This is a genomic window from Thiobacillus sp., assembly GCF_024708915.1.
Window position 1 is genome coordinate 1 of the sequence record NZ_JANJXQ010000212.1, and the last position, 21,656, is coordinate 21,656.

General features: G+C 63.5%; 27 protein-coding genes. 15 read left to right on the forward strand and 12 right to left on the reverse strand.

Annotated features, from left to right (window positions below):
• A partial coding sequence (gene cfa / locus Q0L94_RS14275; protein ID WP_296754416.1) for a cyclopropane fatty acyl phospholipid synthase occupies window positions 1-880 on the forward strand: 880 nt, incomplete at its 5' end.
• 134 nt (window positions 881-1,014) lie between these two features.
• Entirely contained in the window at window positions 1,015-1,215 is a 201-nt protein-coding gene (locus Q0L94_RS14280) for a hypothetical protein (protein ID WP_296754419.1), read from the forward strand.
• A 78-nt stretch (window positions 1,216-1,293) separates the two neighbouring features.
• On the opposite strand, the gene Q0L94_RS14285 is transcribed toward Q0L94_RS14280, so the two are convergent.
• The gene (locus tag Q0L94_RS14285; RefSeq protein WP_296754421.1) at window positions 1,294-2,238 is read right to left on the reverse strand and encodes a glutathione S-transferase family protein; all 945 of its coding nucleotides are present in this window, start codon (window positions 2,236-2,238) and stop codon (window positions 1,294-1,296) included.
• Window positions 2,239-2,361: 123 nt separating this feature from the next.
• Here Q0L94_RS14285 and Q0L94_RS14290 point away from each other — a divergent pair, with 123 nt between their 5' ends.
• Genes Q0L94_RS14290 through Q0L94_RS14300 form a run of 3 tightly spaced genes read left to right on the forward strand, consistent with a single transcriptional unit; the run spans window position 2,362 to window position 3,408 of the window.
• Window positions 2,362-2,727 (forward strand): DUF2173 family protein, encoded by a 366-nt coding sequence (locus Q0L94_RS14290; protein WP_296754423.1) that lies wholly within the window; start codon window positions 2,362-2,364, stop codon window positions 2,725-2,727.
• A complete protein-coding gene (locus Q0L94_RS14295; RefSeq protein ID WP_296754425.1) occupies window positions 2,711-3,043 on the forward strand; it encodes a DUF2173 family protein in 333 nt (110 codons plus the stop codon). The genes Q0L94_RS14290 and Q0L94_RS14295 overlap by 17 nt, the downstream gene beginning before the upstream one ends.
• Before the next feature lie 29 nt (window positions 3,044-3,072).
• Window positions 3,073-3,408, forward strand: a complete 336-nt coding sequence (locus Q0L94_RS14300; protein WP_296754428.1) for a DUF2173 family protein — start codon at window positions 3,073-3,075, stop codon at window positions 3,406-3,408.
• Between the two features lie 12 nt (window positions 3,409-3,420).
• Here the strand turns inward: Q0L94_RS14300 and Q0L94_RS14305 are convergent, their stop codons facing one another.
• From Q0L94_RS14305 to Q0L94_RS14340, 8 genes are all read right to left on the reverse strand, one after another.
• Window positions 3,421-4,545: a GGDEF domain-containing protein gene (locus Q0L94_RS14305; RefSeq protein WP_296754431.1), complete on the reverse strand. Its 1,125-nt coding sequence runs from the start codon at window positions 4,543-4,545 to the stop codon at window positions 3,421-3,423.
• A 338-nt stretch (window positions 4,546-4,883) separates the two neighbouring features.
• Window positions 4,884-5,300, reverse strand: a complete 417-nt coding sequence (locus Q0L94_RS14310; RefSeq protein WP_296754434.1) for a hypothetical protein — start codon at window positions 5,298-5,300, stop codon at window positions 4,884-4,886.
• Between the two features lie 93 nt (window positions 5,301-5,393).
• A complete protein-coding gene (locus Q0L94_RS14315) occupies window positions 5,394-6,044 on the reverse strand; it encodes a class I SAM-dependent methyltransferase (RefSeq protein ID WP_296754437.1) in 651 nt (216 codons plus the stop codon).
• 245 nt (window positions 6,045-6,289) lie between these two features.
• Window positions 6,290-6,847 (reverse strand): cytochrome b, encoded by a 558-nt coding sequence (locus Q0L94_RS14320; protein WP_296754439.1) that lies wholly within the window; start codon window positions 6,845-6,847, stop codon window positions 6,290-6,292.
• Between the two features lie 122 nt (window positions 6,848-6,969).
• Window positions 6,970-7,860, reverse strand: coding sequence for a TauD/TfdA family dioxygenase (locus tag Q0L94_RS14325; RefSeq protein WP_296754442.1), 891 nt, complete (start codon window positions 7,858-7,860; stop codon window positions 6,970-6,972).
• Between the two features lie 85 nt (window positions 7,861-7,945).
• Window positions 7,946-8,794, reverse strand: a complete 849-nt coding sequence (locus Q0L94_RS14330) for a putative RNA methyltransferase (protein WP_296754444.1) — start codon at window positions 8,792-8,794, stop codon at window positions 7,946-7,948.
• The gene (locus Q0L94_RS14335) at window positions 8,791-9,405 is read right to left on the reverse strand and encodes a cold shock and DUF1294 domain-containing protein (RefSeq protein ID WP_296754448.1); all 615 of its coding nucleotides are present in this window, start codon (window positions 9,403-9,405) and stop codon (window positions 8,791-8,793) included. Before Q0L94_RS14335 ends, Q0L94_RS14330 begins: the two co-directional genes overlap by 4 nt.
• Window positions 9,406-9,508: 103 nt before the next feature.
• On the reverse strand, window positions 9,509-9,889 hold the full coding sequence (locus Q0L94_RS14340; protein ID WP_296754450.1) for a hypothetical protein: 381 nt from the start codon (window positions 9,887-9,889) through the stop codon (window positions 9,509-9,511).
• Window positions 9,890-10,123: 234 nt separating this feature from the next.
• On the opposite strand from Q0L94_RS14340, the gene Q0L94_RS14345 reads away from it, so the two are divergent.
• Window positions 10,124-12,541 (forward strand): hypothetical protein, encoded by a 2,418-nt coding sequence (locus Q0L94_RS14345; RefSeq protein ID WP_296754453.1) that lies wholly within the window; start codon window positions 10,124-10,126, stop codon window positions 12,539-12,541.
• Between the two features lie 258 nt (window positions 12,542-12,799).
• On the opposite strand, the gene Q0L94_RS14350 is transcribed toward Q0L94_RS14345, so the two are convergent.
• From Q0L94_RS14350 to flgA, 3 genes are all read right to left on the reverse strand, one after another.
• Entirely contained in the window at window positions 12,800-13,291 is a 492-nt protein-coding gene (locus Q0L94_RS14350) for a flagella synthesis protein FlgN (protein ID WP_296754455.1), read from the reverse strand.
• A complete protein-coding gene (flgM, locus tag Q0L94_RS14355; protein WP_296754457.1) occupies window positions 13,278-13,574 on the reverse strand; it encodes a flagellar biosynthesis anti-sigma factor FlgM in 297 nt (98 codons plus the stop codon). Before flgM ends, Q0L94_RS14350 begins: the two co-directional genes overlap by 14 nt.
• Before the next feature lie 96 nt (window positions 13,575-13,670).
• Window positions 13,671-14,384, reverse strand: a complete 714-nt coding sequence (gene flgA / locus Q0L94_RS14360) for a flagellar basal body P-ring formation chaperone FlgA (protein WP_296754460.1) — start codon at window positions 14,382-14,384, stop codon at window positions 13,671-13,673.
• Window positions 14,385-14,568: 184 nt separating this feature from the next.
• Here flgA and flgB point away from each other — a divergent pair, with 184 nt between their 5' ends.
• The 9 genes from flgB to flgJ all read left to right on the forward strand — a co-directional run bounded on the left by flgB (window position 14,569) and on the right by flgJ (window position 21,632).
• Window positions 14,569-14,976: a flagellar basal body rod protein FlgB gene (gene flgB / locus Q0L94_RS14365; RefSeq protein WP_296754463.1), complete on the forward strand. Its 408-nt coding sequence runs from the start codon at window positions 14,569-14,571 to the stop codon at window positions 14,974-14,976.
• An 11-nt stretch (window positions 14,977-14,987) separates the two neighbouring features.
• On the forward strand, window positions 14,988-15,392 hold the full coding sequence (gene flgC / locus Q0L94_RS14370; protein WP_018079585.1) for a flagellar basal body rod protein FlgC: 405 nt from the start codon (window positions 14,988-14,990) through the stop codon (window positions 15,390-15,392).
• 13 nt (window positions 15,393-15,405) lie between these two features.
• Complete coding sequence (locus tag Q0L94_RS14375) at window positions 15,406-16,071, forward strand: flagellar hook assembly protein FlgD (RefSeq protein WP_296754467.1); 666 nt, start codon at window positions 15,406-15,408, stop codon at window positions 16,069-16,071.
• Between the two features lie 38 nt (window positions 16,072-16,109).
• Window positions 16,110-17,336, forward strand: coding sequence for a flagellar hook protein FlgE (gene flgE, locus Q0L94_RS14380; protein ID WP_296754470.1), 1,227 nt, complete (start codon window positions 16,110-16,112; stop codon window positions 17,334-17,336).
• Between the two features lie 31 nt (window positions 17,337-17,367).
• Window positions 17,368-18,108 carry a flagellar basal-body rod protein FlgF gene (flgF, locus tag Q0L94_RS14385; protein ID WP_296754473.1) on the forward strand — a complete coding sequence of 247 codons (741 nt, stop codon included), beginning with the start codon at window positions 17,368-17,370 and terminating at the stop codon, window positions 18,106-18,108.
• A gap of 108 nt (window positions 18,109-18,216) precedes the next feature.
• A complete protein-coding gene (gene flgG, locus Q0L94_RS14390; protein WP_296754476.1) occupies window positions 18,217-18,999 on the forward strand; it encodes a flagellar basal-body rod protein FlgG in 783 nt (260 codons plus the stop codon).
• Between the two features lie 8 nt (window positions 19,000-19,007).
• Window positions 19,008-19,676 carry a flagellar basal body L-ring protein FlgH gene (locus Q0L94_RS14395; RefSeq protein ID WP_296754479.1) on the forward strand — a complete coding sequence of 223 codons (669 nt, stop codon included), beginning with the start codon at window positions 19,008-19,010 and terminating at the stop codon, window positions 19,674-19,676.
• Between the two features lie 12 nt (window positions 19,677-19,688).
• Window positions 19,689-20,786, forward strand: a complete 1,098-nt coding sequence (locus Q0L94_RS14400) for a flagellar basal body P-ring protein FlgI (protein ID WP_296754482.1) — start codon at window positions 19,689-19,691, stop codon at window positions 20,784-20,786.
• Window positions 20,787-21,632: a flagellar assembly peptidoglycan hydrolase FlgJ gene (gene flgJ / locus Q0L94_RS14405; protein ID WP_296754484.1), complete on the forward strand. Its 846-nt coding sequence runs from the start codon at window positions 20,787-20,789 to the stop codon at window positions 21,630-21,632.
• Window positions 21,633-21,656 lie beyond the last annotated feature (24 nt).

Below are 21,656 nucleotides of genomic sequence, written 5' to 3' on the forward strand. Positions count from 1 at the left end.
GCTGCGCCTGCTGGGCGAAATCCTGCGCCACAGCCTGTTCAATCTCCAATCCAGCCAGCGAGCCTTCCAGGTGGGAGAGCAGCACTACGACATCGGCAACGACGTGTTCGAGGCCATGCTCGACCCCAGCATGAGCTATTCCTGCGGCTATTGGCACAACGCAACCGGGCTGGCGGATGCGCAACAGAAAAAGCTCGACATGATCTGCCGCAAGCTGGAATTGCAGCCCGGTGAACGCCTGCTCGAAATCGGCTGCGGATGGGGCGGACTGGCGCATTTCGCCGCGCAGCATTACGGCGTCGAGGTGGTCGGCATCACCGTCTCGAAAGAACAGCAGAAACTGGCGCGCAAGCGCTGCGCCGGCCTGCCGGTATCGATCGAGCTGATGGATTACCGGGATCTCAGCAAAAAATTCGACAAGGTCGTTTCGGTCGGCATGTTCGAACACGTCGGCCCGAAAAACTACGCGATCTATTTCGATACGGTCCATCGCACGCTCAAGGATGACGGCCTGTTCCTGCTGCACACCATCGGCAGTTCCGTCACCTCGCCGAAGACCGACGCGTGGATCGACAAATACATCTTCCCGAACGGCAAGCTGCCGTCGGCCAAAGAGATTGCATCGGTCCTGGAACGCCGCTTCCTGATCGAGGATTGGCATAACTTCGGTCCGGACTACGACCGCACCCTGATGGCCTGGTGGGACAACTTCGAGCTGGCTTGGCCCGGCCTGCAGGAAAAATACGGCGAGCGTTTCTACCGCATGTGGAAATACTACCTGATGAGCTGTGCGGGCTTCTTCCGTTCTCGCCAGGGGCAACTCTGGCAGCTGGTCCTGAGCAAGACGGAAAGCGAGCGGGTGTATCGTTCGGTGCGCTGAGGCGCACGAGAAACCATGCGCCGGCGCGGCCTGGCCCGGCGCAACCGAAACCGCGACGCCCTCAGGCGGCGGCGCAATCCAGGGCGCGTAACGCCAATTTCACGCCCTGACGAGATCAAGAAAGGAGGTGGCGCATGAAGATGAAGCTGCCTACCCATTACATCCGCCAAGTCGAGGAGCAGGCGCTCAATAATGGCGCCCCTTGGCTGGTGTACGGCAGTCTGGCCCGCGATGAGACCTTCATTGCCATCGACGGGCGCAAGTACCCGGCGAGCATGGCTGTGCCGATCGATCAGCCCAACGACTCCGCCAGGGAGAACCCTCCTCGGAAATGACGGGCGAACGCGAAGCCGCGATGAATTCGCCCGGATCCGCGGTGCGCTTCCGCGGTCGCAGCGGATCGGGGCTGCGGGTCACAGGCCCAATTCAAGGTCGCTTGCGCTGTGCCGGTACTTGTCCTTCGGCGGCCATGGACGGCCGCGCCAGTCGGGTTCGAAGGTAAAGGACGATTGCCTGCGGCCAGGAAGCAACGCGCCGTTGCCCGCCCCCTTGGCGTAGTCGTAGTAAAGCTTGATCACTTCTTCCCTGGCCACCTGTTGCGCAGCCGGATGCGCGACGCAGGCGTCAATCCACTTGCGCACGCGCGCGTACCGGTCATCGTCGGGCAGCTCGAAGCTTTCGTAATACTCCAGAAGCCAGAAGCGCTGGAAGAACGGCGTGAACACGGTTTCCGCCCAGCCGAATTCCTCGAACAGAAACGGGCCGGCAGGCGCATGCTCCAGCAGAAAATCGTCCAGCTGCGCATACTGCTTCAGCATGCCTTCCCGCAGGGCTTCGCGGCGCGCGGGATCCTGATTCATCAGCCAGCCGTAGCCGAGGGAGAAGAAATCGCCATCCATCCGCGTCAGCATGTTCTCCACCGCGCGCCGGTAAGGATCGCGCTGGGCAACCGGACGCTCCGGGTAAACATCCTCAAGGTACTGCAGTATCACCAGGCTTTCCTTGATGAGCTGCCCGTCGGCGGTCTCCAGCACCGGCAGCGCCGTCGTACCGCGGGTCTTTTGCAGCATCCAGTCGGGCCGCGGGCGGGTGATGTCGATCGCCCGGAAGTCGATTTCGTCCCGACGGCCTTTCAGCGTCAGCAGGATGTTCAGCCGCTGGCAAAAAGGGCAGGCGGGGATGAGATAGACGGTCGGACGGTTCATGGTTGCGGTGTGGGGAGAGGTTGGTGGGCGTTGGTTGTTCAAATGCAATTCTGTGTCCGCATTGCCGGAATGCCGGATTGGCATTCCATCGATGGGCGCTGCTGTCGCAACGATTCTACCCAGTGCCAGGAACTTCAGCCAGAAATGGGCCATCGTTCCCGGCCTCCGGGAAGGTCATGGCCGCGAGTAGTCAGGGAAAAATATTGATTACTACCTATACTCGTTTTCAGGTCTGGACGTTTTTTTGGGGGTGTCATGTCGAGAACATCCGAGCTGGTGAAACTGCCCGGCACTGTGGCCGCCGGCCTCTTCTCCCGAAAGGGTTTCCTGGAAGAGTTCGAGGGGACGTTGACCCAGACCGAAGCCGAAGAAATGGCAGGCCTGTGCGCGGCCATTACGCTGACCATGGAAATGCAGGGCCGCCTGCTGGGCCGCCTGGCCGATCAATCGGGATGGGATGACTGCTATGGCTGGGTGACGTGGGGGCCTGAAATGTCCATCGTCGCGATTCACGACAGCCTGTGCGTCGTGCAGGGAGGACAGGCTTCATTCAATCAGTTGGTCAAGGCCATGACAGAGTCGGCTGGCACTGAACCGATCAAACCAGGCGGAAAAGGAGAGCCAAATGCCGACATTGGATGAATTGATGTCTTTGCCGGGCGTATATGGTGCGATCGAGTTTTCCTGCACTGGCGAGCTGGGCCAAATGCGCGGCGATCTGGAGCGGGATTTTGCGGAGCTTGTTGCGCAGATGTGTGCCGCCAACATGGCGATTTACCGGATGCAGGCGACGGGATGGACGAAATTGACGGGGCGGCAAGGATTTCTGCCCGAACGCGGTTTCGCCTTCGTGACCCTGGATCATGTGGTGATGGGCATGAACGGCAACGCGGTTCTGGCGCACGGCAAGGATTTCGATTACGACGCGGCTTACCGGCGCTTCAATGCCGCTGTCTGAGCCGGCGCCCGCAAAAGGAGAATGGCATCATGCCGGATTTGGAGAGCCTGACGATGCTCAAGGGTGTCGTTGCCGTGCTGCGCTTCCATGACGACGGGACGCTCGCGGAGGCCGCAGGCCGCGTGGATCAGGTCGACCTGCAACTGGCGGCCGAGTTGTGTTACGCGAATGGCCGCATCGTGCACCATGGCAGCGATATGCTCGCGACCCTTTCCGGCACGGTAGGCTGGCCGCCGCGGGGCTGGATGATGATGGGAGACGAACTGTCCGTGTGCGCAGTTGCGGAAGTGGCCTGTTTTGTCCGCAATCGCGAGGTGTCTTTCAACGAAGTGTTTTGCGGCCTGACGGAAGCGGCCAGGGCATAAGCCGGCCGGCGCTTATGCGGCATGCGTTCGATTGCGGCCCAACGCCTTGGACTTGTAAAGGGCCTGGTCCGCCCTGCTCAACAAGGCATCCAGGGAGTCGTCCTCGTCCAGCCATTGCGAAATGCCGATACTGACCGACCAGGCTATGGACGCGCTTTGCCTGCCCGTTTCATGGAAGCGATTCGCAACAAGCAAGGCCTGTTCAAGGTCGGTGTCGGGGAGAATGGCCATGAATTCATCTCCCCCGAAACGCGTGAGCTGGTCCGATCCCCGGAGAGAGGCTTTGGTCTTCTTCGAGAAGTCGACCAGAATCCTGTCGCCTTCGAGGTGGCCGTGCGTGTCGTTGATATCCTTGAAGTTGTCCAGATCAAAAAGCATGATCGACAGCTTGCTGCCATGGCGCGCGGCACGGGCGGTTTCCCGCTGGAGTTCTTCAATGGCCGCGTTCTTGTTGAGGCACTGGGTCAGGCCATCGTGGCGGCTGATGAATTCCAGGTCCTGCCGCAGCTTTTCGGAAGCGAGCATGATGCAACCGATCGTACCGAGCGGAATCGTGATGGCAGGTACCGCGATATAGACAAGCTGCGAGGCCGCGGCGTCGAAAAGGCCGGCTGGCGGATCGAAGCCGAGGGCCAGGGCGCCCAGGCGCACGACTCGCGACCCGATCATGATGGTCAGCGAGAAGACCAGCACATGGCGTCCCGAGGTTTTGGGCAATGCCTTCAGGACCAGAATCAGCAGATCCAGAACGACGGCAAGCGTGAACAAAACCTGGGTCGCAATGCGCACCCGGATATCGGGCTGAACGTACGTGAACCAGGCAAACAAGGCGACGTACGCGAATACGAACAGGAACAGCAGTGCGCGGCCGAATCTCGGCGGCGTTCCCGAAAACTTCCGGGTGCCGATGTTCATCGCCATGAGGGCGATCAAAAGCATCAGGTTGGGCAGCACGATGCTGAACAGATCCGGGATGCGGTCCCGCGCGATGAAGAGCGGAAAGCACAGCGCGATGACGAGCGCGGCCGCGCTCCATTCGCGCAGGCCGTGTATGGTTTTGGGATAGGTCCGCGCAATGACCAGCAGAACCCCACTCATGGCCAGCGCCACGAAAAACGAAATGAATAAAACGATCAAGGGCGGGTTCATGTGCGATGGGGGCTTGTGTTCTGTTGTCCGGCTGCGGGGCGCAGTCTAGCGCAACGCGAAACTTTCGCCTGCGAACGGCCAGATCGCCGCAGTTTCAGCCGGCGTCCTGCCGGATGCGGACACGCCGTCGACGCGGCTCAGCTTGCGGCAGCGCGGCTTGTTCCGGAATGGTGCGAAGGCATGGTGCCCGAGGGTGCAGGGTTCCGGAAGGAAAGCCGGTCCGGCCCGTCCATGACCGCGCGGTGCGGGACGGCAGCAGGCGCCGCATCCGGCGGCCCACCACGTCCCGAAAGCGCGGACTGTTGTTTATGTCCGCGCCGGCGCCGCTATCCGGACGGCTTGCGGCAGAGCGGCCCGTCGACCGGGTTTTCGACGCCTTGCGCAATGGCGCTGGCGATCTCGTGGACTTCGTCGGGGGTGAAATGTTCGAAAAGGCGGCGCGCAACTGGCGGGGGGATGCGAACGACGCGGGTCGTGCCGTCCGCCAGCGTCACCGCGACGCCGGCAACGTGGTGGCTGACCAGTTCATCGTCCGCTTCGGCGAGCAGCATCTGCTCGTCCATGATCGATTCGTACTCGGCCTCGACGGCCTCCTGCTGTTCGGCGGCAAGCCCGTCCGGCAGTTCGACCACAAAGCCCGCGATCGTGTCCGGCCGCATCGTGCTTGCGATGCCGCGCCTCGCCGCGAACTTCACGAAACGGTCGCGCAGCGCCTCGTTGAAAAACATGTATTCGAAACCCATCGGCAATCCTCGCTGCCTTGTTGCAAGGCAAGGCTACGAGAATAAACGCCCGCGTCGCCGCGTGGCAAGCGGACGGCTCCGCCGCGGGGCCCGCTATGTGCCGCTGCGCCGCGCCGTCATCAGGAACACCGGATAGTCCCGCGCCGCGCCCGCGTTTTCCTTGGCAATGCTGAACACGGTCTGGAACCTCACGCCGGTGAAACCAGCCTGCACGGCGCGCAGGCCCAGGTCGGCGCGGTCGAAGCCATGGTGCACGTCGACCGCCGGGCCGTGAAACGAGCCGTCTTCCTGGTCCAGGTCGGCGATGCACAGATAGCCGCCGGGCTGCAGCAGGTCGTGGAAAATGCGCAGGATGTGGTCGGTGTCCGGCACGTGGTGCAGCGTCATCGAGGTGACGATGAGGTCGAAGCGCTGCGCCGGCGGCGGGTCGGCGAGCAGGTCGAGCTTCATCGGCTTCATGTTGCCGATCCCCTGTGCCGCGATCTTCTCGCTCACCACGTCGAGCATGCCGCTCGAACTGTCCGCCAGCAGGATCGCGCCGAGCGCGTCCCCGAGCGGGAAGGAAAGCAGGCCGGTGCCGCAGCCGTAGTCGAGGGCGCTCATGCCGCGATGCAGGGGCACGCTTTCCCGGATGGCCTGGGCGATCTTTTGCCCGCGCTCCCGGAATACCGGGTTGTCGTCCCATTGGCGGGCCTTTGCGTCGAAATGTGTGGCGTCGAGCCTGATCGGTTGGTCGCTGGTCATGATGCGAATGATAAACGCGATCCTGATGTTTGCTTCAGTGCGGCCTGCGGCGAGCGGACTTATTGATTCGGCCAGATGAAGTTTGAAGTGGCATCGAGGTTCAGCTTGCTTGGACTGTGTGTGGCAGCGCGGGAGGCCGAATCAATAAGCATTGAAAACAGCGTTCTATTGAGACGGGCCAGCGAACCGGTCAAAGCAGGATGCCGTGAGAAATACAGGGCGGGTTCAAACATCATCGGGCCGTGTCAATAGTCCCGTCCGGGAAGCATGCGCATCAGCGTGTCGTCGCGCTTGATGTAGTGGTGATACAAGGCGCCCACCACATGGCCACCGATGAGAACATAGCCTGTTGTACCGACGGCTTCATGCAGTCCCTTGAGCTGTTTTGCCAGGGCCTTGTTTTCGTCGATCAGCGCCGGCAGTTCCAGGCCGAAGAACGGGATCGGCTTGCCGGCGGCACTGAGTACCAGCCAGCCGGTCAAGGGCATGCCGATCATCAGTACGTACAGCGCAAGATGCAGCAGCCTGGAAGATAGTCGTTGCAGCCTCGGCGGCGGCGGACGGATGGCGGGCGCCGGGCCGGACAGGCGCGTCGCCAGCCGCAGCCAGGCCAGCGCGAACGCCAGCATGCCGAGCATGAAGTGCCAGGTCTTCAGCGCCTCGCGGGGGTCGCTGCCTTTTTCGAACAATTGCCGCAATTCGATGCTTGCGTAGACGGCGACGAATAGCAGCAGCATCAGCCAATGGAACCCGATGGAAGAAGCGCGGTAGCGGCTTGCAGGGGACTTCCCATTCGCGAGCATCGTTTTCCCTTTGCGTAAGATCGACAGGCGACAGCATTGCGCACGATGCTTAGGGATTCCTTAAGAGAAGAGGGATGCGGCGAAGCCCGCGGGCGAGGCGGGTTGTCCGAAGACCTGCCGGCTCAGGCCGCGCGGCCGGGATCGACCCTGTCATGGAAGCGGGCGCGGAAGAGCAGCCGCTTTTGCACCGCGTCGTCGCTGTCCAGCAGCCTTTCCCGGGTATGCAGCACGTTGTTCGAAATCAGGCCCATTCCGGATTCCAGCCGGCCTTCGATGACCTGCGCCGGCTCGTCCGAAATCAGCGACTCCAGCACTTTCCTGGCAGCGGCGGCATCGCTTTCCCCCGACCAGGCCATGTCCGTTTTCCTGAAGGAAAAACGGTGGCACAGATGGCCGTCGGCGTCCGTCCAGAAAACCTTCCCGCCCCGCTGCGGCTCGATCTCGCCGGTGGCAGGGTTGCGGTAATTGAAGCAGTCCCTGTTCATCAGCACCTCAAGGGCGCCGGGGTCCTGCTCCCTCAGGTGAATGTAGAGCACTTCGTGGTCGAGGACCTTGTTGCTGCCGCCTTCGAGCGCGGGGCGCCTGCACAGCAGGAACAGCGCCTGGATGGGATTGCCCGATCCGTAATACGTGGCGTCGGTGTGCCAGTTGCAGTGCCGCGTGGAGAACGGCACGGCCCGGTTCAGGATGCCCGAATCGGTCAGTTCGTCGGACTGCGGATGGCGCGCCGACTTGTCGGTGCGGCTGACGCCGAGCTGCCTGCCCAGGGCCAGCAGGGAAGCCATTTCCAGTTCGGCGGCCCCGGCCGTGTAAATGCACATGTTGGCCCGTTCCACGGTTTCCAGGATTCTGTTCTTCTCGGCAGCAGTCGGCGCGGTCATGTCGCCCAGTTCGACGACCAGCTCGCCGATATTCCTGGGATAGGCCGCCAGCTTCTCGTCGCGCCATTTCAGGTAGTCATCGTCCGAGCCGAGATCGAATCGGCGTGGGTATTTCAGGTTCCATCGTTTCATGAATCAGGCCTCGGTAATCAGGAGATATTGGGAGTCCGATATCTTAAACTGAAAACAAAAAACGGGGCTTGGGTGAGCCCTCGGCTTAGTCTGGATCCCGTTCGTAGCAGGTCAGACGAACATCCACACTGAGCGACAGCGCCGTCAGCGCAGCGGCCTTGGCGCGGCCCTCGGCACTGGCGCGGTGGAGATGCGGCGTCATCGCCAGCAGGTCGGCAATCTGCCCGGCGCTCGTCAGTTCGATCGGGAAGCGGAGCGCTTGCGTCGGCAGGCGGCGGAAGCCTGCCGGGGTTTGCATCTCGGCCGGGCGTTCCGGCTTGAGGCTGGGGTAGATGATCTCGCGCAGCTCGCGCAGGTGATCGGGCCCGGCATCGACCTGAATTAGTTGGCCGCCTGGCTTCAGCACCCGCGCGAACTCGGGATACACCGGAAAGCCGAACAGGCACAGCACCCGATCCAGCGTGCCCGGCAGCACCGGCAGCCTGGCGTTGCTGCCAACAACCCAGCTGGGCCGCCTGTCCTGTTTTGCGGCCGACAGCACGGCCCATTTGGAAATGTCCAGCCCCAGCAGCGCCAGTGTGTGCTCGTCTCCCACCGCCGCGGCCAGTTGGCACAGGTAGTAGCCCTCGCCGCACCCGGCATCGAGACAGCTGATCGTCGCGTCAGCGGGTAGTCCGGCCAGCACGGCCCGGCTCACCGCAGCGGCAATCGGGCGGTAAAAGCCCGCCGCGAGAAAACGCCGCCGCGCCGCGACCATCTCCTTGCTGTCGCCCGGGTCGCGTGAGCGCTTGTGCTGCACCGGCAGTAGATTCGTGTAGCCCTGGCTGGCGATGTCGAAACTGTGGCCGGACGCGCAGGTCCAGGCAGAACCCGTGCAATGCAGGGACGTGCCGTCCAGCGGGCAGGCGAGCGCCTGGAAAGGGGTGATGCTCATGCCGTGCCAAGCATGGAACGCAGCGCCTCGGCTCCCGAGGTTGAGAAGAACCAGGCGAGGACGCAGCAATTGAGAATGACGGTAACCCAGAACACGAGTTGAAATGATTGCTTGCTGGACTTGTGACGAAGCAGCCTTTGCGCAAGCAACGCACCCGGCCAGCCACCTGCCAGGGAAAAAAGATGCAGGGTGCTTTCCGGGGTACGCCACTGGCCGTTTCGTGCAGCCAACTTGTCGAGCGCGTACGCGACAAATGCGACAAAGCTGGCAGCCAGATATATCCACACGACAGCAATTGGCAACTTGCCGGCAAAGACCGATCCCACAACAAAGACAAGAAAAGCCGCAGTCAAAATGAGAGGCGCATTGGCTTGGCCTGATGGGGTGGCCGGCGTTACCCGTTTGCCGACGAACGCGACGCTGTTGGCTTGGGGCCGACCCTCAGTGTCGTGCGTGAGTTCATACGTCACGATCTCATTGCCGACGGGCCTTTGCTGCCGGTTCGAGAACGACTTGATGTGAACAAAGACGCGTTGGTCACCACCATTTGGCGTGATGAATCCGAAGCCCTTGTCGTCCTTCCAGTCAGTGATTTTTCCCTGATAGCGCACAACGGTTTACCTAGGATTTTGGATAAATGGTGTCTGAACTGACCCAGTTGTATTTGTTGTCGGAAGGCAAAAAACAGCCCTGAGTGTATTGCTGATAACGGAACTATGTCGTGCTTTGCAAGGCTGCCTGCATCGCCTGTTCAGTCACCGGGTAAGTCAACACGGCATGAATGGGAAACAGTTCCAGCAGCTTGCCGATATGATCTTCTTCACGCGGATGCATGAACACAATGGTCTTCGCTTGCGGCGCAAAGCGTTGCAGGGTCCGGATCGTGACATCCAGATTGGAAACATTCGCGCCGGCGTAGTTGTTGCCCCAGCCGTAGACGAACTCGCCGACGAAAAAGTCAGGCGGCTGTTTTTGAATTGCCCGGTGAAGATTGCGGGCAGAGTTGAAACGCTCTGCCGCAATGTCGAGTCTCTGATACAAGACGCTGAAGTCGGGGTGGAAGGGGGATTCGATCAGGGAGTAGAGGGTTTTCATGCGGCTGCAGTTTACCGCGACGCCCGGTGATTTTTGGGCTGAAAGCCTGAGCTGCCGACTAAAAGGAAGGCCGTGAACGCATGGCGCGGAAACCGTGCACGGTTTCCTGTCGTTTCATGCGAAAGGGCAGCGGAACCGTCTCCCGGCGAGATTCGCCTGCGTCACGCCCCGGCCGCTGGTGCGCGGTTCCGTCATATACTCCCCCGGCACAATAAACAACGAATACTCGTATCCATGAAGAAGAATCAGGCGGTCCGAACCCTCTCCCTGCTGACTTTCGGATGGCTCGCCTTCGCGGCTCCGGCATACGCCGAGGCGCCTCTTGCGAGCCCGCAGGAATGGGGGGTCTACACCAGCCTGGCGGGAACGACCTGGCGCGGCGGCAACCGCCAGGGCGGCAACTTCGGGACGAACTGGCGAATCACGGTCGAGTGGCGCGAAGCCGGGGTCGAGCTGGTCGAACGCTGGGAGTCGACCGACAATCAATACCGGCCGATGACGCATGTCATCACCCGCGGCGATCGCCCCGGCGAACTGCGCCTTGCCGCGACCAACGGCGTATGCGCCAATCGCACCGGCACGGTGCGGCCAGACGGCAGCGTACTGTTCGTCTGCAACGGCTTCTTCAAATGGCCTGTTCTCGTGGCGGCGCCGCGGGATGGCGTGTGGGAACAGCACTACGTCAGCCTGAAAGATTCGGAGGTTGCCGGTGTCAAGGATGTCTGGCGTTTCCAGGGTGAATCCGGCGCCGGTTCCACTGCTGCGCGGGTGGCGTTGACGACGGCAGGCCCGTCACCATCCCGGGGCGCGACCGATGCGCCAGCGGTACCGGCAGCTATCAGCACAAGCCCTGCGAAAAAAGCTGAAGAGGCAGGCCAGTGGGCCGGGACTTCTCCCGCCGCCGCCGCAGCCGAGCCGGTTTCGCCCTTGGCGGCGGACTGGGGCGTCTACGCGAGCATCGTGGGCAAGGACTGGCGGGGTGCCAGCAACGTGTCGATCCGCTGGACCAAGCCGGGTGAAGAACTCGTCGAGACGTGGACCTACGGCGCGGAGCGAGGGGACTATGCAGGTCAGCAGCAACTTGTTGCGACGATCCGGCGTGGAGAGAAACCCGGCAGCCTTGTCCTCAGCCTGGATAGAGAGGTGGCCGGGACGCGGACGCTCACGGGAAAAATCAGGGCGGATGGCTCAATCCAGTTGTTAAAGCCGGGGCTCATCCTGGACCAGCGGCTTTACACCATGTCTCTGCCGAGCCTGTCACGCCTGGAGCATTTTCTCGTCCCCCCGGGGAATACCATGCTGACGACACTGTACCTCGCCAGGAGCGACGACGAGCATCGTGGCGATCGACAGCGACTAATGGAAACCTGGGGTGCCTACGCGGATCTTGCAGGGAAGCACTGGCGGCTGGTCGACGACAAGTTCAAGCGTCTCTTGAGTTTTGGCTGGGTCGTGCCGGGAGAGGCGATGTATGTGCGTATGCACAATCTTGCCGATGACCGTGTCGAAATTCATCACGCCGCACGATCCCCCGAGACAGGGAAGCTGTACGCAGAACCCAGCCTGGGGGGCTCATGGAAAGCAGACGTCACCCTTGACGGCGATAGCTCGATCACGCTGGAAACCAAAGGCATGTTTGGTTGGCGCATATCCTTTACCAGGAAGGCTGACGGTGGCTTCGAGTACTCGGAAGGGGATTACACGGGCAGCATGGTACGGGTGAGCCACGACGAAGCCCCGCGCCTGATCGCCGCTGCAAAACAAGCAAAAGCGCAAAGCGAACGCGAGAATCAACAAAGAAAGCGTGAACGGCGCGAGGCCTTCAACACTGCGTTGACGGTGGTGAATTCGGCGCTGGTCGCTACCAACGAAACCCTGCAGCAGCAAGCTGAGGCTGATCGCCAACGCCAGCAGCGGGAGCAAGCGCGCGCTGCCGAAGCGTTGCGTCAGCGGGCCGCCGCAGAGGCCCGTCAGCAGGCTGCCGAGATGGAGCGGGCGCGCCAATTGCAGGCGCAACAGGATTTCGAGCGGCAGCAGCGCGCCCAGCAACAGACACGGCAGCAGCAGCAAGGGATCCAGCGCAATGCCGAGGCACAGCAGTTGGCAGAGCAGCAACAACAGCGGCGCGCGGAAGAAAATCGCCGCCGCGAAGCCGCCGAGGCCGAGCGCAAACGGCAGCAGGCGTCCGAGGCCGAGCGCCGCCGGCGGGAAGAAATCGCCCAGCGGGAGCGGGCGGAGCAGGCAGCGCTCGCGCGCAGCAAACAGCTGGAAGAAGCGCTGAAGCGGCAGGAGGAAGAAGCGCGTAACCGGCCGGTTGCCTACCGGGAGGGAATTACCCTATGTGCCCCGCCCCAACAAAATGGCGGCAAGGCATGGCTTTGCAGAGGCCCCCTGCAAAACGTGAGCGGTGTGCTCGACACCCAGTCCGGCAACGTGGCCGTCCGTCAGGCCTGTGGGGGAAACAACATCCGGGACCTCGGCATGGTCGCAGGCTACCGCGCCTACGGTTGCGGTTTCGGCATCCATCCCACCGACCGCGATTCCCCCAACCGCGATATTCCGGCGAGCCTGGGCGTCAACCATATCCCGGACAGAAACACTTTTTATTGCAACCCAACCCAGGTCTTTGTCTATTGCAAAGGCAGGCGGTGAGCGCTGCGGTCATCGCCGCGGTCGCGTCGCGCCTCTTGAGCGAGGCCCCGTTACGCAAGAGGAAATGCGGGCAGACACCTTTCGGTCGGTTGGGAAAGAGGCAAAACGGCACAAAACGGGGTCAGCCGAACCCATTGTTTTACAAAATACTGAGCTTCCCCCGGTTCTTCGTCTTCCAACGGGTGGCGTTCATGCTGCCTGCTTTTCCATCTGCCGAGCGGTCAGCCAGTCCTGCAAGAACCAACTCGGGTCCGACTGTTACGCGGCGGTGAGCGGTTTGCCCTTGGTTGCGGAGACCGCCTGGCCGGCTTGATCGTACAGACCGCCCTGGCTGGTCGCGGCGTGGATCAGCACATTGAGCGCCTGCCGGGTGGAGTTGAGGCGCAACTCGATCAGCGAGCCGATGCGCTGATTCGCCGCCTGAACCTCCTGTTCGAGCGCGCACAGCCGCTGCCAGCGGGCGCGCTGTTCGGGCTGGCCGTGCTGTGCCAGCCAGGCATCCATGCCGGAGCGATCGGCGGCGTGTCCGGCGGCCAGCAGATCGGCGTGGCGCTTCCGCGCATGCTCGCTCGCGGCCTGCAACTGCGTCAGCTTGGCGGCATTCAGCTGAGCCAGGCGGTCGGCCTCGCCCTCGATCAGTGCCCGTTCCTCATCCTGCAGGATATCCAGCAGGCCCTGCCAGGCAGCGCTTTCCGCCGTCAGGCCGGCAAGCGGGGCGGAATCGGGGGGCGCCGGCTTATCTGGCGACATGGAGCATTTCCTTCACCGAATCGATCAGGCCTGCGGCGATGTTTTCGGGTTTGATGCTGTACTGGCCGCTGGCGATGGCTTCCTTGATGCTGTCCACGCGGGCCCGGTCGACCACCGGGATCGCGGCCAGCTGGGTTTCCAGCTGTTTCAGCTGGGCAGCGCGCGGGCTCAGGGTGACATCGGTCTGCTCGGTGTCGCTGCGCTTGTTCGCCTGCGGCTGGGCGGGACGGTTTTCGGCGGCGGCGGGCAACGTAACCTGCTTCAGGCCTGGATCGATTTTCATGGCGGGTTCCTGTTCGGGTCGGGCAGTGTGGGGCGGGTATTCCCCACGCTACACGGGTAACGTCAATTTACCAATATTCTGAAGTCGAGGCGCAGCTCAAAAGGCAACGACGACTTGCTGGCCGTCGTGCGCAACGCCGCTGATCACCTGGCCGGAGCGGGTTTTCACCCGTACCCGGTCGCCGCGCCCGGCATTGGCCAGCGCCTGGCCTTCGCTCTGCACGGAAAATCCCGGGCCGTTCAGCACCAGCCGGGTGGCCTGTCCCTGCTGCACCGCCAGCGGGGGACGCAGCAGCGCGCTGCGCAGCGGCGCGCCCGCGGCCAGCCCGGAAACCGCACGGTAGCCCAGCATCGTGTCGGCATCGGTGATCACGTCGGCGGGCAGGCTGCCGAGGTCGCCCTCGCGCAGCACGATGTCGGCGGCGGTCAGGACGTGATTGGCGGCAAGCGGCTGGCGGGTGACGGCATACCGGCCGATCACACGCACCTGCGCGGGCAGGTAGACCGTCCATGGCGCCGGCGCCAGGCAGCGCACGCCGACAGTGGTCTTGCCGATGCTGCGGCTGCCGGCGGGCTGGAATGCGTCGAGCGCGGAACACGCGGACAGCGTAGTGCGCGGCGGCTTGACCTGTATCGTCACCTTGCCCGGCAGGCCGCCGGTCTGCGTTTTCAGGAAGCGCTCGGCGTGGGCCTGCAAAGCCGCGGGGTCTTGCGGCCCGGCCGCGTGGACGGCGGTTGCCAGGCTCAGGCAGGCGGCGGCCAGCCACAGCCCGCGGGCACGTCCGCCTGCATGGATCGGTTCTGCGGCCATCCTCGGCTCCTCGATTCGCTTTTTCACAGTGCGTCATTCTAGGAAGCGCGGCCATATTCGATACGCCGAAATGAACCGGCTTTTTGCCGCTTATCGTGCGATTGAATGGACAGGTGCATGTCTAGGATGCAGTCATCGCAAAAAGGCTTTGCAGCGCAGGCGGCAAAGTAAAGAGGTGACGACCATGCTGAACCGGCTGGATGACATGCTGAATTTCCATCAACAGGCGCTGCGCATCCGCGACCAGCGCCAGCAGGTGCTGGCGTCCAACATTGCCAACGCCGACACGCCGCATTACAAGGCGCGCGACATGGATTTCAAGGCGACCCTGCAAGGCGCGCTCAAGGGCGGCGGCGCGCCCGGCGGCACGCCGCTGGCAACCACGGCGCCCGGACATCTGGCGGGCAATCCCGGCCAGACGGCCGCGGCGGGACTGCTGTACCGCACCCCTGCCCAGGGCAGCGTCGACGGCAACACGGTGGACGTCGACGCCGAGCGCGCCGCCTTCGCCGAAAACGCCATCCAGTATGAATTCAACCTGACCCGGATCAACCAGCAGATCAAAGGTCTGCTGACCGCCATCCAGGGATAAGGAGGCCAGGCATGTCGCTGTTCAATATCTTCAACGTGGCCGGCTCGGCGATGAACGCCCAGTCGCAGCGGCTGAACACCGTCGCCAGCAACCTCGCCAACGCCGACAGCGCGACCAGCGCCAGCGGCGAGCCCTACAAGGCCAGGCAGGTGGTGTTCGCCGCGACTCCGGTGGGCGAAAACGGCGCCACCGGCGTGAACGTGGCGGCGGTGATCGAAGATCCGTCGCCGATGAAAATGGTGTACGACCCGAAAAACCCGCTGGCCGACGGCAAGGGTTACGTGGCGATGCCCAACGTCAACGTGGTGGAGGAAATGGTCAACATGATTTCCGCCTCGCGTTCCTACCAATCCAACGTGGAAATGATGAACACCACCAAAACCCTGCTGCTCAAGACATTGGGCCTGGGCCAATAAACGAGGACACGCCATGAGTACGGTACAAGACACGAGCAATGTCAGCAGCCTGTTCGGCGCCGGCGCTGCCAAAACAGCGAAGAACGGCACCGCAGACACCCAGGACCGTTTTCTGAGCCTGCTGGTTGCGCAGATGAAGAACCAGGACCCGCTGAATCCGCTCGACAACGCCCAGGTGACCAGCCAGATGGCGCAACTCAGCACGGTGGAGGGCATCGAGAACATGAACAGCAGCCTGCAGGCCATGGCCGCCAGCATGGGCGCCAACCAGATGGCGCAGGCGGCCAGCCTGATCGGGCGCGGCGTGCTGGTTCCGGGAGATACGGTCAGCCCCGCCCAGTTCGAGGATGTCATGGGGTTCGAGCTGGCGCGCCCGGCCGACAAGGTCACCGTCAGCATCCACGACGCCGCGGGCGGGCTGGTGCGCAAGCTGGAGCTGGGCTCCAGGGAGGCGGGCGTCAGCGTGCTGGCCTGGGACGGCCTGACCGACAGCGGAACCGCGGCGCCTGCCGGCCAGTACAGCTTCAAGATCGATGCCGTCCAGGGCGGCCAGCCGGTCAACAGTGTCGCCCTCAACCTCGGCATGGTGAACAGCGTTTCGCAGAACGGCCAGGGCGTGCAGCTGAACCTGGCAGGGAACAGCAGCGTGGGGTACGCCGAGATCCGGCAGATTTTCTGAGCAGCAGGACCGCCAGCAACCATTACAAGGAGCAGAACATGAGTTTTCAGCAAGGCCTGAGCGGGCTCAATGCCGCCGCCAAGAATCTGGATGTCATCGGCAACAACGTCGCCAACGCCAGCACCGTGGGTTTCAAGCAGTCGCAGGCGCAGTTTGCGGACGTCTATGCCAACTCCCTGACCGGCGCCGGCGGCGCCGGCATCGGTATTGGCACCAAAGTGGCGCAGGTGGCCCAGCAGTTCACCCAGGGCAACATCTCGTCCACCAACAACCCGCTCGATATCGCCATTAACGGCGGCGGCTTTTTCCGCATGGACAACAACGGCGAAATCACTTACCAGCGCAACGGCCAGTTCCAGCTCGACCGCATGGGCTTCATCATCAATCCGACCGGCGCCAAGCTGACCGGGTACATGGCGGACGCCAACGGCGTGCTGGCGACCGGCTCACCGACTCCCTTGAGCATCAATACCGCCGACCTGGTGCCGCAGGTCACGAGCGAGGTGAACGCAGTACACAATTTCAATTCCAACAAGACGCCGCTGCCGGCGGCCGGCTTCAACATGGCCGACCCGACCACCTATCACGACTCGACCGCCCTGTCGGTCTACGACAGCCTGGGCAACGAGCACACGCTGCAAACTTTCTACGTCAAATCGGCAGCGGGAACCTGGGATGTTTTCGCCGCCAATGACGGCGTGCTGATAGGCGGCAGCGGTGCGGATGGCCAGATCGGCACCCTCGGTTTCAACAGCACCGGCGCCCTCACCGGCGGCTCGCCGCTGACCATATCCGGGCTGGCAGTGACGACGGGGGCGGCCGCGCTCAATTTCACGATCGATTTCACCGACAGCACCCAGTTCGGTTCCGCGTTCAGCATCAACACGCTGAACCAGGATGGCTACACTTCGGGGCGGCTGGCCAGCTTCAACGTCGGCGCCGACGGCATCGTCCTGGGACGCTACACCAACGGCCAGTCGGCCGTGCTGGGCCAGGTGGTGCTGGCCAACTTCGCCAACCCCAACGGTCTGCAGCAGCTGGGCAACAACATGTGGGGCGAAACCTCGACTTCGGGCAACCCGCTGGTGGGTGCGCCCGACTCGGGCAGCCTGGGCGTGCTGCAGTCGATGGCGGTGGAGGATTCCAACGTCGACCTGACCGCCGAGCTGGTCAACATGATCACCGCGCAGCGGGTATACCAGGCCAACGCGCAGACCATCAAGGCCCAGGACGCGGTGATGCAGACCCTGGTCAACCTGCGTTAAGCCTGGCTTGACGATGCACTGAGGAGGCAGCATGGACCGTCTCATCTACACCGCCATGAGCGGCGCGAAACACGCGCTGGAGCAGCAGGCGACCACCTCGCACAATCTGGCGAACGCGACCACCACCGGCTTTCGTGCGCAGATCGACCAGTTCCGCGCGGTGCCGGTGCAGGGCGCGATCCTGCCCACCCGCGCCTTCGTGGTCGATTCCACCACTGGCAGCGATTTCCGCGGCGGCGCGATCCAGCATACCGGGCGCGATCTCGACGTGGCGGTGCAGGGTGACGGCTGGATCGCGGTGCAGGCGGCGGACGGAACCGAGGCCTACACCCGCAACGGCAGCCTCAAGCTTGACGAGAACGGCGTGCTGCAGACCGGCAGCGGACTCACCGTGATGGGCGACGGCGGCCCGCTGGCGATCCCGCCCGGCCGCAACATCGCGGTGGCCAAGGACGGCACGATTTCGCTGGTGCCCGACGGCTCCACCGCCACCGGCCTGACCTCGGTCGGGCGCATGAAGCTGACGAACCCGCCGGAAGCCGAGCTGGTGCGCGGCGACGACGGCCTGTTCCGGCTGAGGACCGGCGATGCCGCCAACGCCGACCCCAGGGTGACGCTGATCAGCGGCGCGCTGGAGTCCTCCAACGTCAACGTCGTCGACGAAATGGTCAACATGATTTCGCTGGCGCGCCAGTTCGACATGCACATGAAGCTGCTGCAGCACGCCGAGAGCAACGACGGCAAGGCAGCGCAGCTGCTGAGCATGAGTTGATTTTTTATCCGCGAAGGACGCGAAGGGCCGCGAAGATAAACCCTTTGATCTTTCCTTCGCGTTTCTTCGCGTCCTTCGCGGATGAAATGATTTTTTAAAGGAGCCGACATGATTCGCTCACTGTGGATTGCCAAGACCGGTCTGGATGCGCAGCAGACGCAGATGGACGTGATTTCCAACAACCTCGCCAACGTCAGCACCAGCGGCTTCAAGCGCGCGCGCGCAGTGTTCGAGGATCTGCTGTACCAGACCATCCGCCAGCCCGGCGCGCAGTCGTCCGAGCAGACGCAGCTGCCGTCCGGCCTGCAAATCGGTACCGGGGTGAAGCCGGTCGCCACCGAGCGCATCTTCACCCAGGGCAACCTGCAGCAGACCGGTAACGCCAAGGACGTGGCGATCCAGGGCAACGGCTTCTTCCAGGTGCTGATGCCGGACGGCACCACCTCCTACACCCGCGACGGCTCGTTCCAGGCCGACGCCAACGGCCAGCTGGTGACCGCCAGCGGTTATGCGGTGCAGCCTGCCATCACCCTGCCGCCCGACACGCAAACCCTCACCATCGCGCGCGACGGCACGGTGTCGGTGACGCAGGCGGGGGCGGCCGCGCCGGTGACCGTCGGCACCCTGCAGCTGGCGATGTTCGTCAACCCGGCCGGCCTGCAGAGCATGGGCGAAAATCTCTACGCCGAGACCGCCGCCTCCGGCACGCCGAGTTCCAACGCGCCCGGCAGCAACGGCGCCGGCCTGCTGAATCAAGGCTACGTCGAGACCTCGAACGTCAACGTGGTGGAAGAAATGGTCAACATGATCCAGACCCAGCGTGCGTACGAGATCAACAGCAAGGCGATCCAGACATCCGACCAGATGCTGCAGCGCCTCACCCAGCTGTGAGACTGGTCATGAGCACGTCGCGTGCACTCGTCCTGCTGGGCGCGCTGCTGGGGCTGGCCGGTTGCGGCACCACGCCGTCGACCATCGTGCAGCAGCCGACCACCGCGCGACCGCAGACGCAGGCATCCCACACCGCCGGCAATGGCGCGATCTACCAGGTGGCCGCTTACCGTCCGCTGTTCGAAGACCGGCGCGCGCGCAACGTCGGCGACGTGCTGACCATCGCCATCAACGAAAAGACCCAGGCGGGCAAACAGGCATCCTCCAATGGATCGAAGACCAGCGAGGTCGATTCGTCGATCAGCGCGGTTGCCGGACTGCCGCTGAAAATGTTCCAGGGCCTGGGGGTGAACGCCGAGGCGTCGAACCAGTACGACGCCAAGTCCGCGGTCAATTCCAGCAACAATTTCACCGGCAACGTCAGCGTCACCGTGGTCGAAGTGCTGCCCAACGGCAATCTGGTCGTCGCCGGCGAAAAACAGGTTGCGCTCGACAAGAGCACCGAATACATCCGCCTGTCGGGCGTGGTCAATCCCGACACCATCCAGACGGGCAACGTCGTGTCGTCGGCCAAGGTGGCGGACGCGCGCATCGAGTACCGCACCAGTGCCAATTTCGACAAGGCCGAAATGATGAGCTGGCTGGCGCGCTTCTTCCTCAGTTTCATTCCTTTATAAACGGTGGGCACCATGCGGATTTCAAGCTTGCTTCTTCTGGCCGCGCTGCTGACGGGCGGCGCGGCGCATGCCGAACGCATCAAGGACATCGCAAGCCTGCAGGGCGTGCGCACCAACCAGCTGGCGGGATACGGCCTGGTGGTGGGGCTCGACGGCAGCGGCGACCAGACCACGCAGACGCCGTTCACCACCCAGAGCATCGCCAACATGCTGACGCAGATGGGGGTCAACCTGCCGCCCGGCATCAACATGCAGCTGAAGAACGTGGCGGCGGTGATGGTGACAGCCGAACTGCCGCCGTTTGCCCAGGCCGGGCAGGGCATCGATATCACGGTGTCGTCGATCGGCAACGCCAAGAGCCTGCGCGGCGGCACCCTGGTGATGACGCCGCTGAAGGGCGCCGATGGTCAGGTCTACGCGATGGCGCAGGGCAACCTGGTGGTCGGCGGCGCCGGCGCCTCGGCCAGCGGCAGCAAGGTGCAGATCAACCATCTGAGCGTCGGGCGGATTCCCGCCGGCGCGACGGTCGAGCGCAGCGTCGCCAGCGCGCTGGGCGAATCCGGCAGCATCAACCTGGAGCTGCGGCAAAACGACTTCACCACCGCCAGCCGCGTGGTCGACGCGGTCAACGCGCATTTCGGCAACAACATCGCGCGCGCGCTGAACGGCCGGGTGATCCAGGTGCAGACGCCGCCCGGCGAGAACGAGCGGGTCGCGTTTCTGGGCGCCATCGAAAGCCTCGACGTCAGCCCGGCGCAGGCCATGGCCAAGGTCATCATCAATGCGCGCACCGGTTCGGTGGTGATGAACCGCGCAGTCATGCTCGATCCCAGCGCGGTATCGCACGGCAATCTCTCGGTGATCATCAATACGCAGCCGGTAATCAGCCAGCCGGCGCCGTTCTCGCGCGGCGAGACGGTGGTGACCGCACAGTCCGAAATCGAAATCCGCCAGCAGCCGGGCGAGGTCATGCTGCTGAAAGGCAGCGCCTCGCTGGCCGACGTGGTGAAGGCGCTCAATTCCATCGGCGCCACGCCGCAGGATTTGCTGGCCATTCTGCAGGCCCTGAAGGCGTCCGGCGCACTGCGTGCCGAACTGGAGGTGATTTAAGTGATTGGCGGCGCCGACCTTTCCTCCAAATTTGCGCTCGATGTCCAGGGCGTCAACCAGCTCAAGCTCGACGCCAAGCAGGCCTCGCCCGAGGCTTTGCGCGCCGCCGCGCAGCAGTTCGAGGCGGTATTCATGAACATGCTGATGAAAAGCATGCGCGAGGCGACGCCGCAGGACGGCATGTTCGACAGCGACCAGACCCGCATGTACACCTCGATGCTCGACCAGCAGCTGACGCAGCGCATGGCCAGCCGCGGTATCGGCCTCGCCGACGTGATGGTGCGCCAGCTTTCCGCCACGCTGCCGGCGCCGGACGGCGCGGGCGCAACGCCAAGCCAGCCGGCGGCGCAGGTGTTGCCGGCTGCCGCGCGCAGCGGCGACGCGCCGGCGCACGTCGAGGCTTTCGTGCAGCGGCTGCTGCCGCACGCCCAGGCAGCGAGCGCCGGCAGCGGCATCCCCGCCCGGTTCATGCTGGGGCAGGCGGCGCTGGAAACCGGCTGGGGCAAGGCCGAAATCCGCGGCGCCGACGGCCAGAACAGCCACAACCTGTTCGGCATCAAGGCGGGTGGCGCGTGGCGCGGCCGCACGGTCGACATCGTCACCACCGAGTACGTCAACGGCAAGCCACAGAAGCAGGTGGACAGTTTCCGCGCCTACGACTCCTACGCTGATGCCTTCCGCGACTACGCCAAGCTGCTGCGCACCAATCCGCGCTACCAGGACGCGATCGCGCAGGGGCAGGATGCGGCCGGGTTTGCCCGGGGCTTGCAGCAGGCGGGCTATGCCACCGACCCGAACTACGCCCAGAAACTGACGAGCGTGATCGGGCAAGTCGGCCAGGTTTGACCCGGCGGCTCAAGAATCCGGCGA

Coding starts and splice junctions, on each gene's coding strand:
- Q0L94_RS14285 (WP_296754421.1), bottom strand. CDS start 2,238: ATGGCCCATTTCTGGCTGAAGTTCCTGGCACTGGGTAGAATCGTTGCG.
- Q0L94_RS14375 (WP_296754467.1), top strand. CDS start 15,406: ATGAGTACGGTACAAGACACGAGCAATGTCAGCAGCCTGTTCGGCGCC.
- flgA (WP_296754460.1), bottom strand. CDS start 14,384: ATGGCCGCAGAACCGATCCATGCAGGCGGACGTGCCCGCGGGCTGTGG.
- Q0L94_RS14300 (WP_296754428.1), top strand. CDS start 3,073: ATGCCGGATTTGGAGAGCCTGACGATGCTCAAGGGTGTCGTTGCCGTG.
- Q0L94_RS14315 (WP_296754437.1), bottom strand. CDS start 6,044: ATGACCAGCGACCAACCGATCAGGCTCGACGCCACACATTTCGACGCA.
- Q0L94_RS14340 (WP_296754450.1), bottom strand. CDS start 9,889: ATGAAAACCCTCTACTCCCTGATCGAATCCCCCTTCCACCCCGACTTC.
- Q0L94_RS14310 (WP_296754434.1), bottom strand. CDS start 5,300: ATGGGTTTCGAATACATGTTTTTCAACGAGGCGCTGCGCGACCGTTTC.
- flgB (WP_296754463.1), top strand. CDS start 14,569: ATGCTGAACCGGCTGGATGACATGCTGAATTTCCATCAACAGGCGCTG.
- Q0L94_RS14345 (WP_296754453.1), top strand. CDS start 10,124: ATGAAGAAGAATCAGGCGGTCCGAACCCTCTCCCTGCTGACTTTCGGA.
- Q0L94_RS14325 (WP_296754442.1), bottom strand. CDS start 7,860: ATGAAACGATGGAACCTGAAATACCCACGCCGATTCGATCTCGGCTCG.
- Q0L94_RS14395 (WP_296754479.1), top strand. CDS start 19,008: ATGAGCACGTCGCGTGCACTCGTCCTGCTGGGCGCGCTGCTGGGGCTG.
- flgG (WP_296754476.1), top strand. CDS start 18,217: ATGATTCGCTCACTGTGGATTGCCAAGACCGGTCTGGATGCGCAGCAG.
- flgM (WP_296754457.1), bottom strand. CDS start 13,574: ATGAAAATCGATCCAGGCCTGAAGCAGGTTACGTTGCCCGCCGCCGCC.
- Q0L94_RS14320 (WP_296754439.1), bottom strand. CDS start 6,847: ATGCTCGCGAATGGGAAGTCCCCTGCAAGCCGCTACCGCGCTTCTTCC.
- Q0L94_RS14400 (WP_296754482.1), top strand. CDS start 19,689: ATGCGGATTTCAAGCTTGCTTCTTCTGGCCGCGCTGCTGACGGGCGGC.
- flgE (WP_296754470.1), top strand. CDS start 16,110: ATGAGTTTTCAGCAAGGCCTGAGCGGGCTCAATGCCGCCGCCAAGAAT.
- Q0L94_RS14350 (WP_296754455.1), bottom strand. CDS start 13,291: ATGTCGCCAGATAAGCCGGCGCCCCCCGATTCCGCCCCGCTTGCCGGC.
- flgC (WP_018079585.1), top strand. CDS start 14,988: ATGTCGCTGTTCAATATCTTCAACGTGGCCGGCTCGGCGATGAACGCC.
- Q0L94_RS14295 (WP_296754425.1), top strand. CDS start 2,711: ATGCCGACATTGGATGAATTGATGTCTTTGCCGGGCGTATATGGTGCG.
- flgF (WP_296754473.1), top strand. CDS start 17,368: ATGGACCGTCTCATCTACACCGCCATGAGCGGCGCGAAACACGCGCTG.
- Q0L94_RS14330 (WP_296754444.1), bottom strand. CDS start 8,794: ATGAGCATCACCCCTTTCCAGGCGCTCGCCTGCCCGCTGGACGGCACG.
- Q0L94_RS14280 (WP_296754419.1), top strand. CDS start 1,015: ATGAAGATGAAGCTGCCTACCCATTACATCCGCCAAGTCGAGGAGCAG.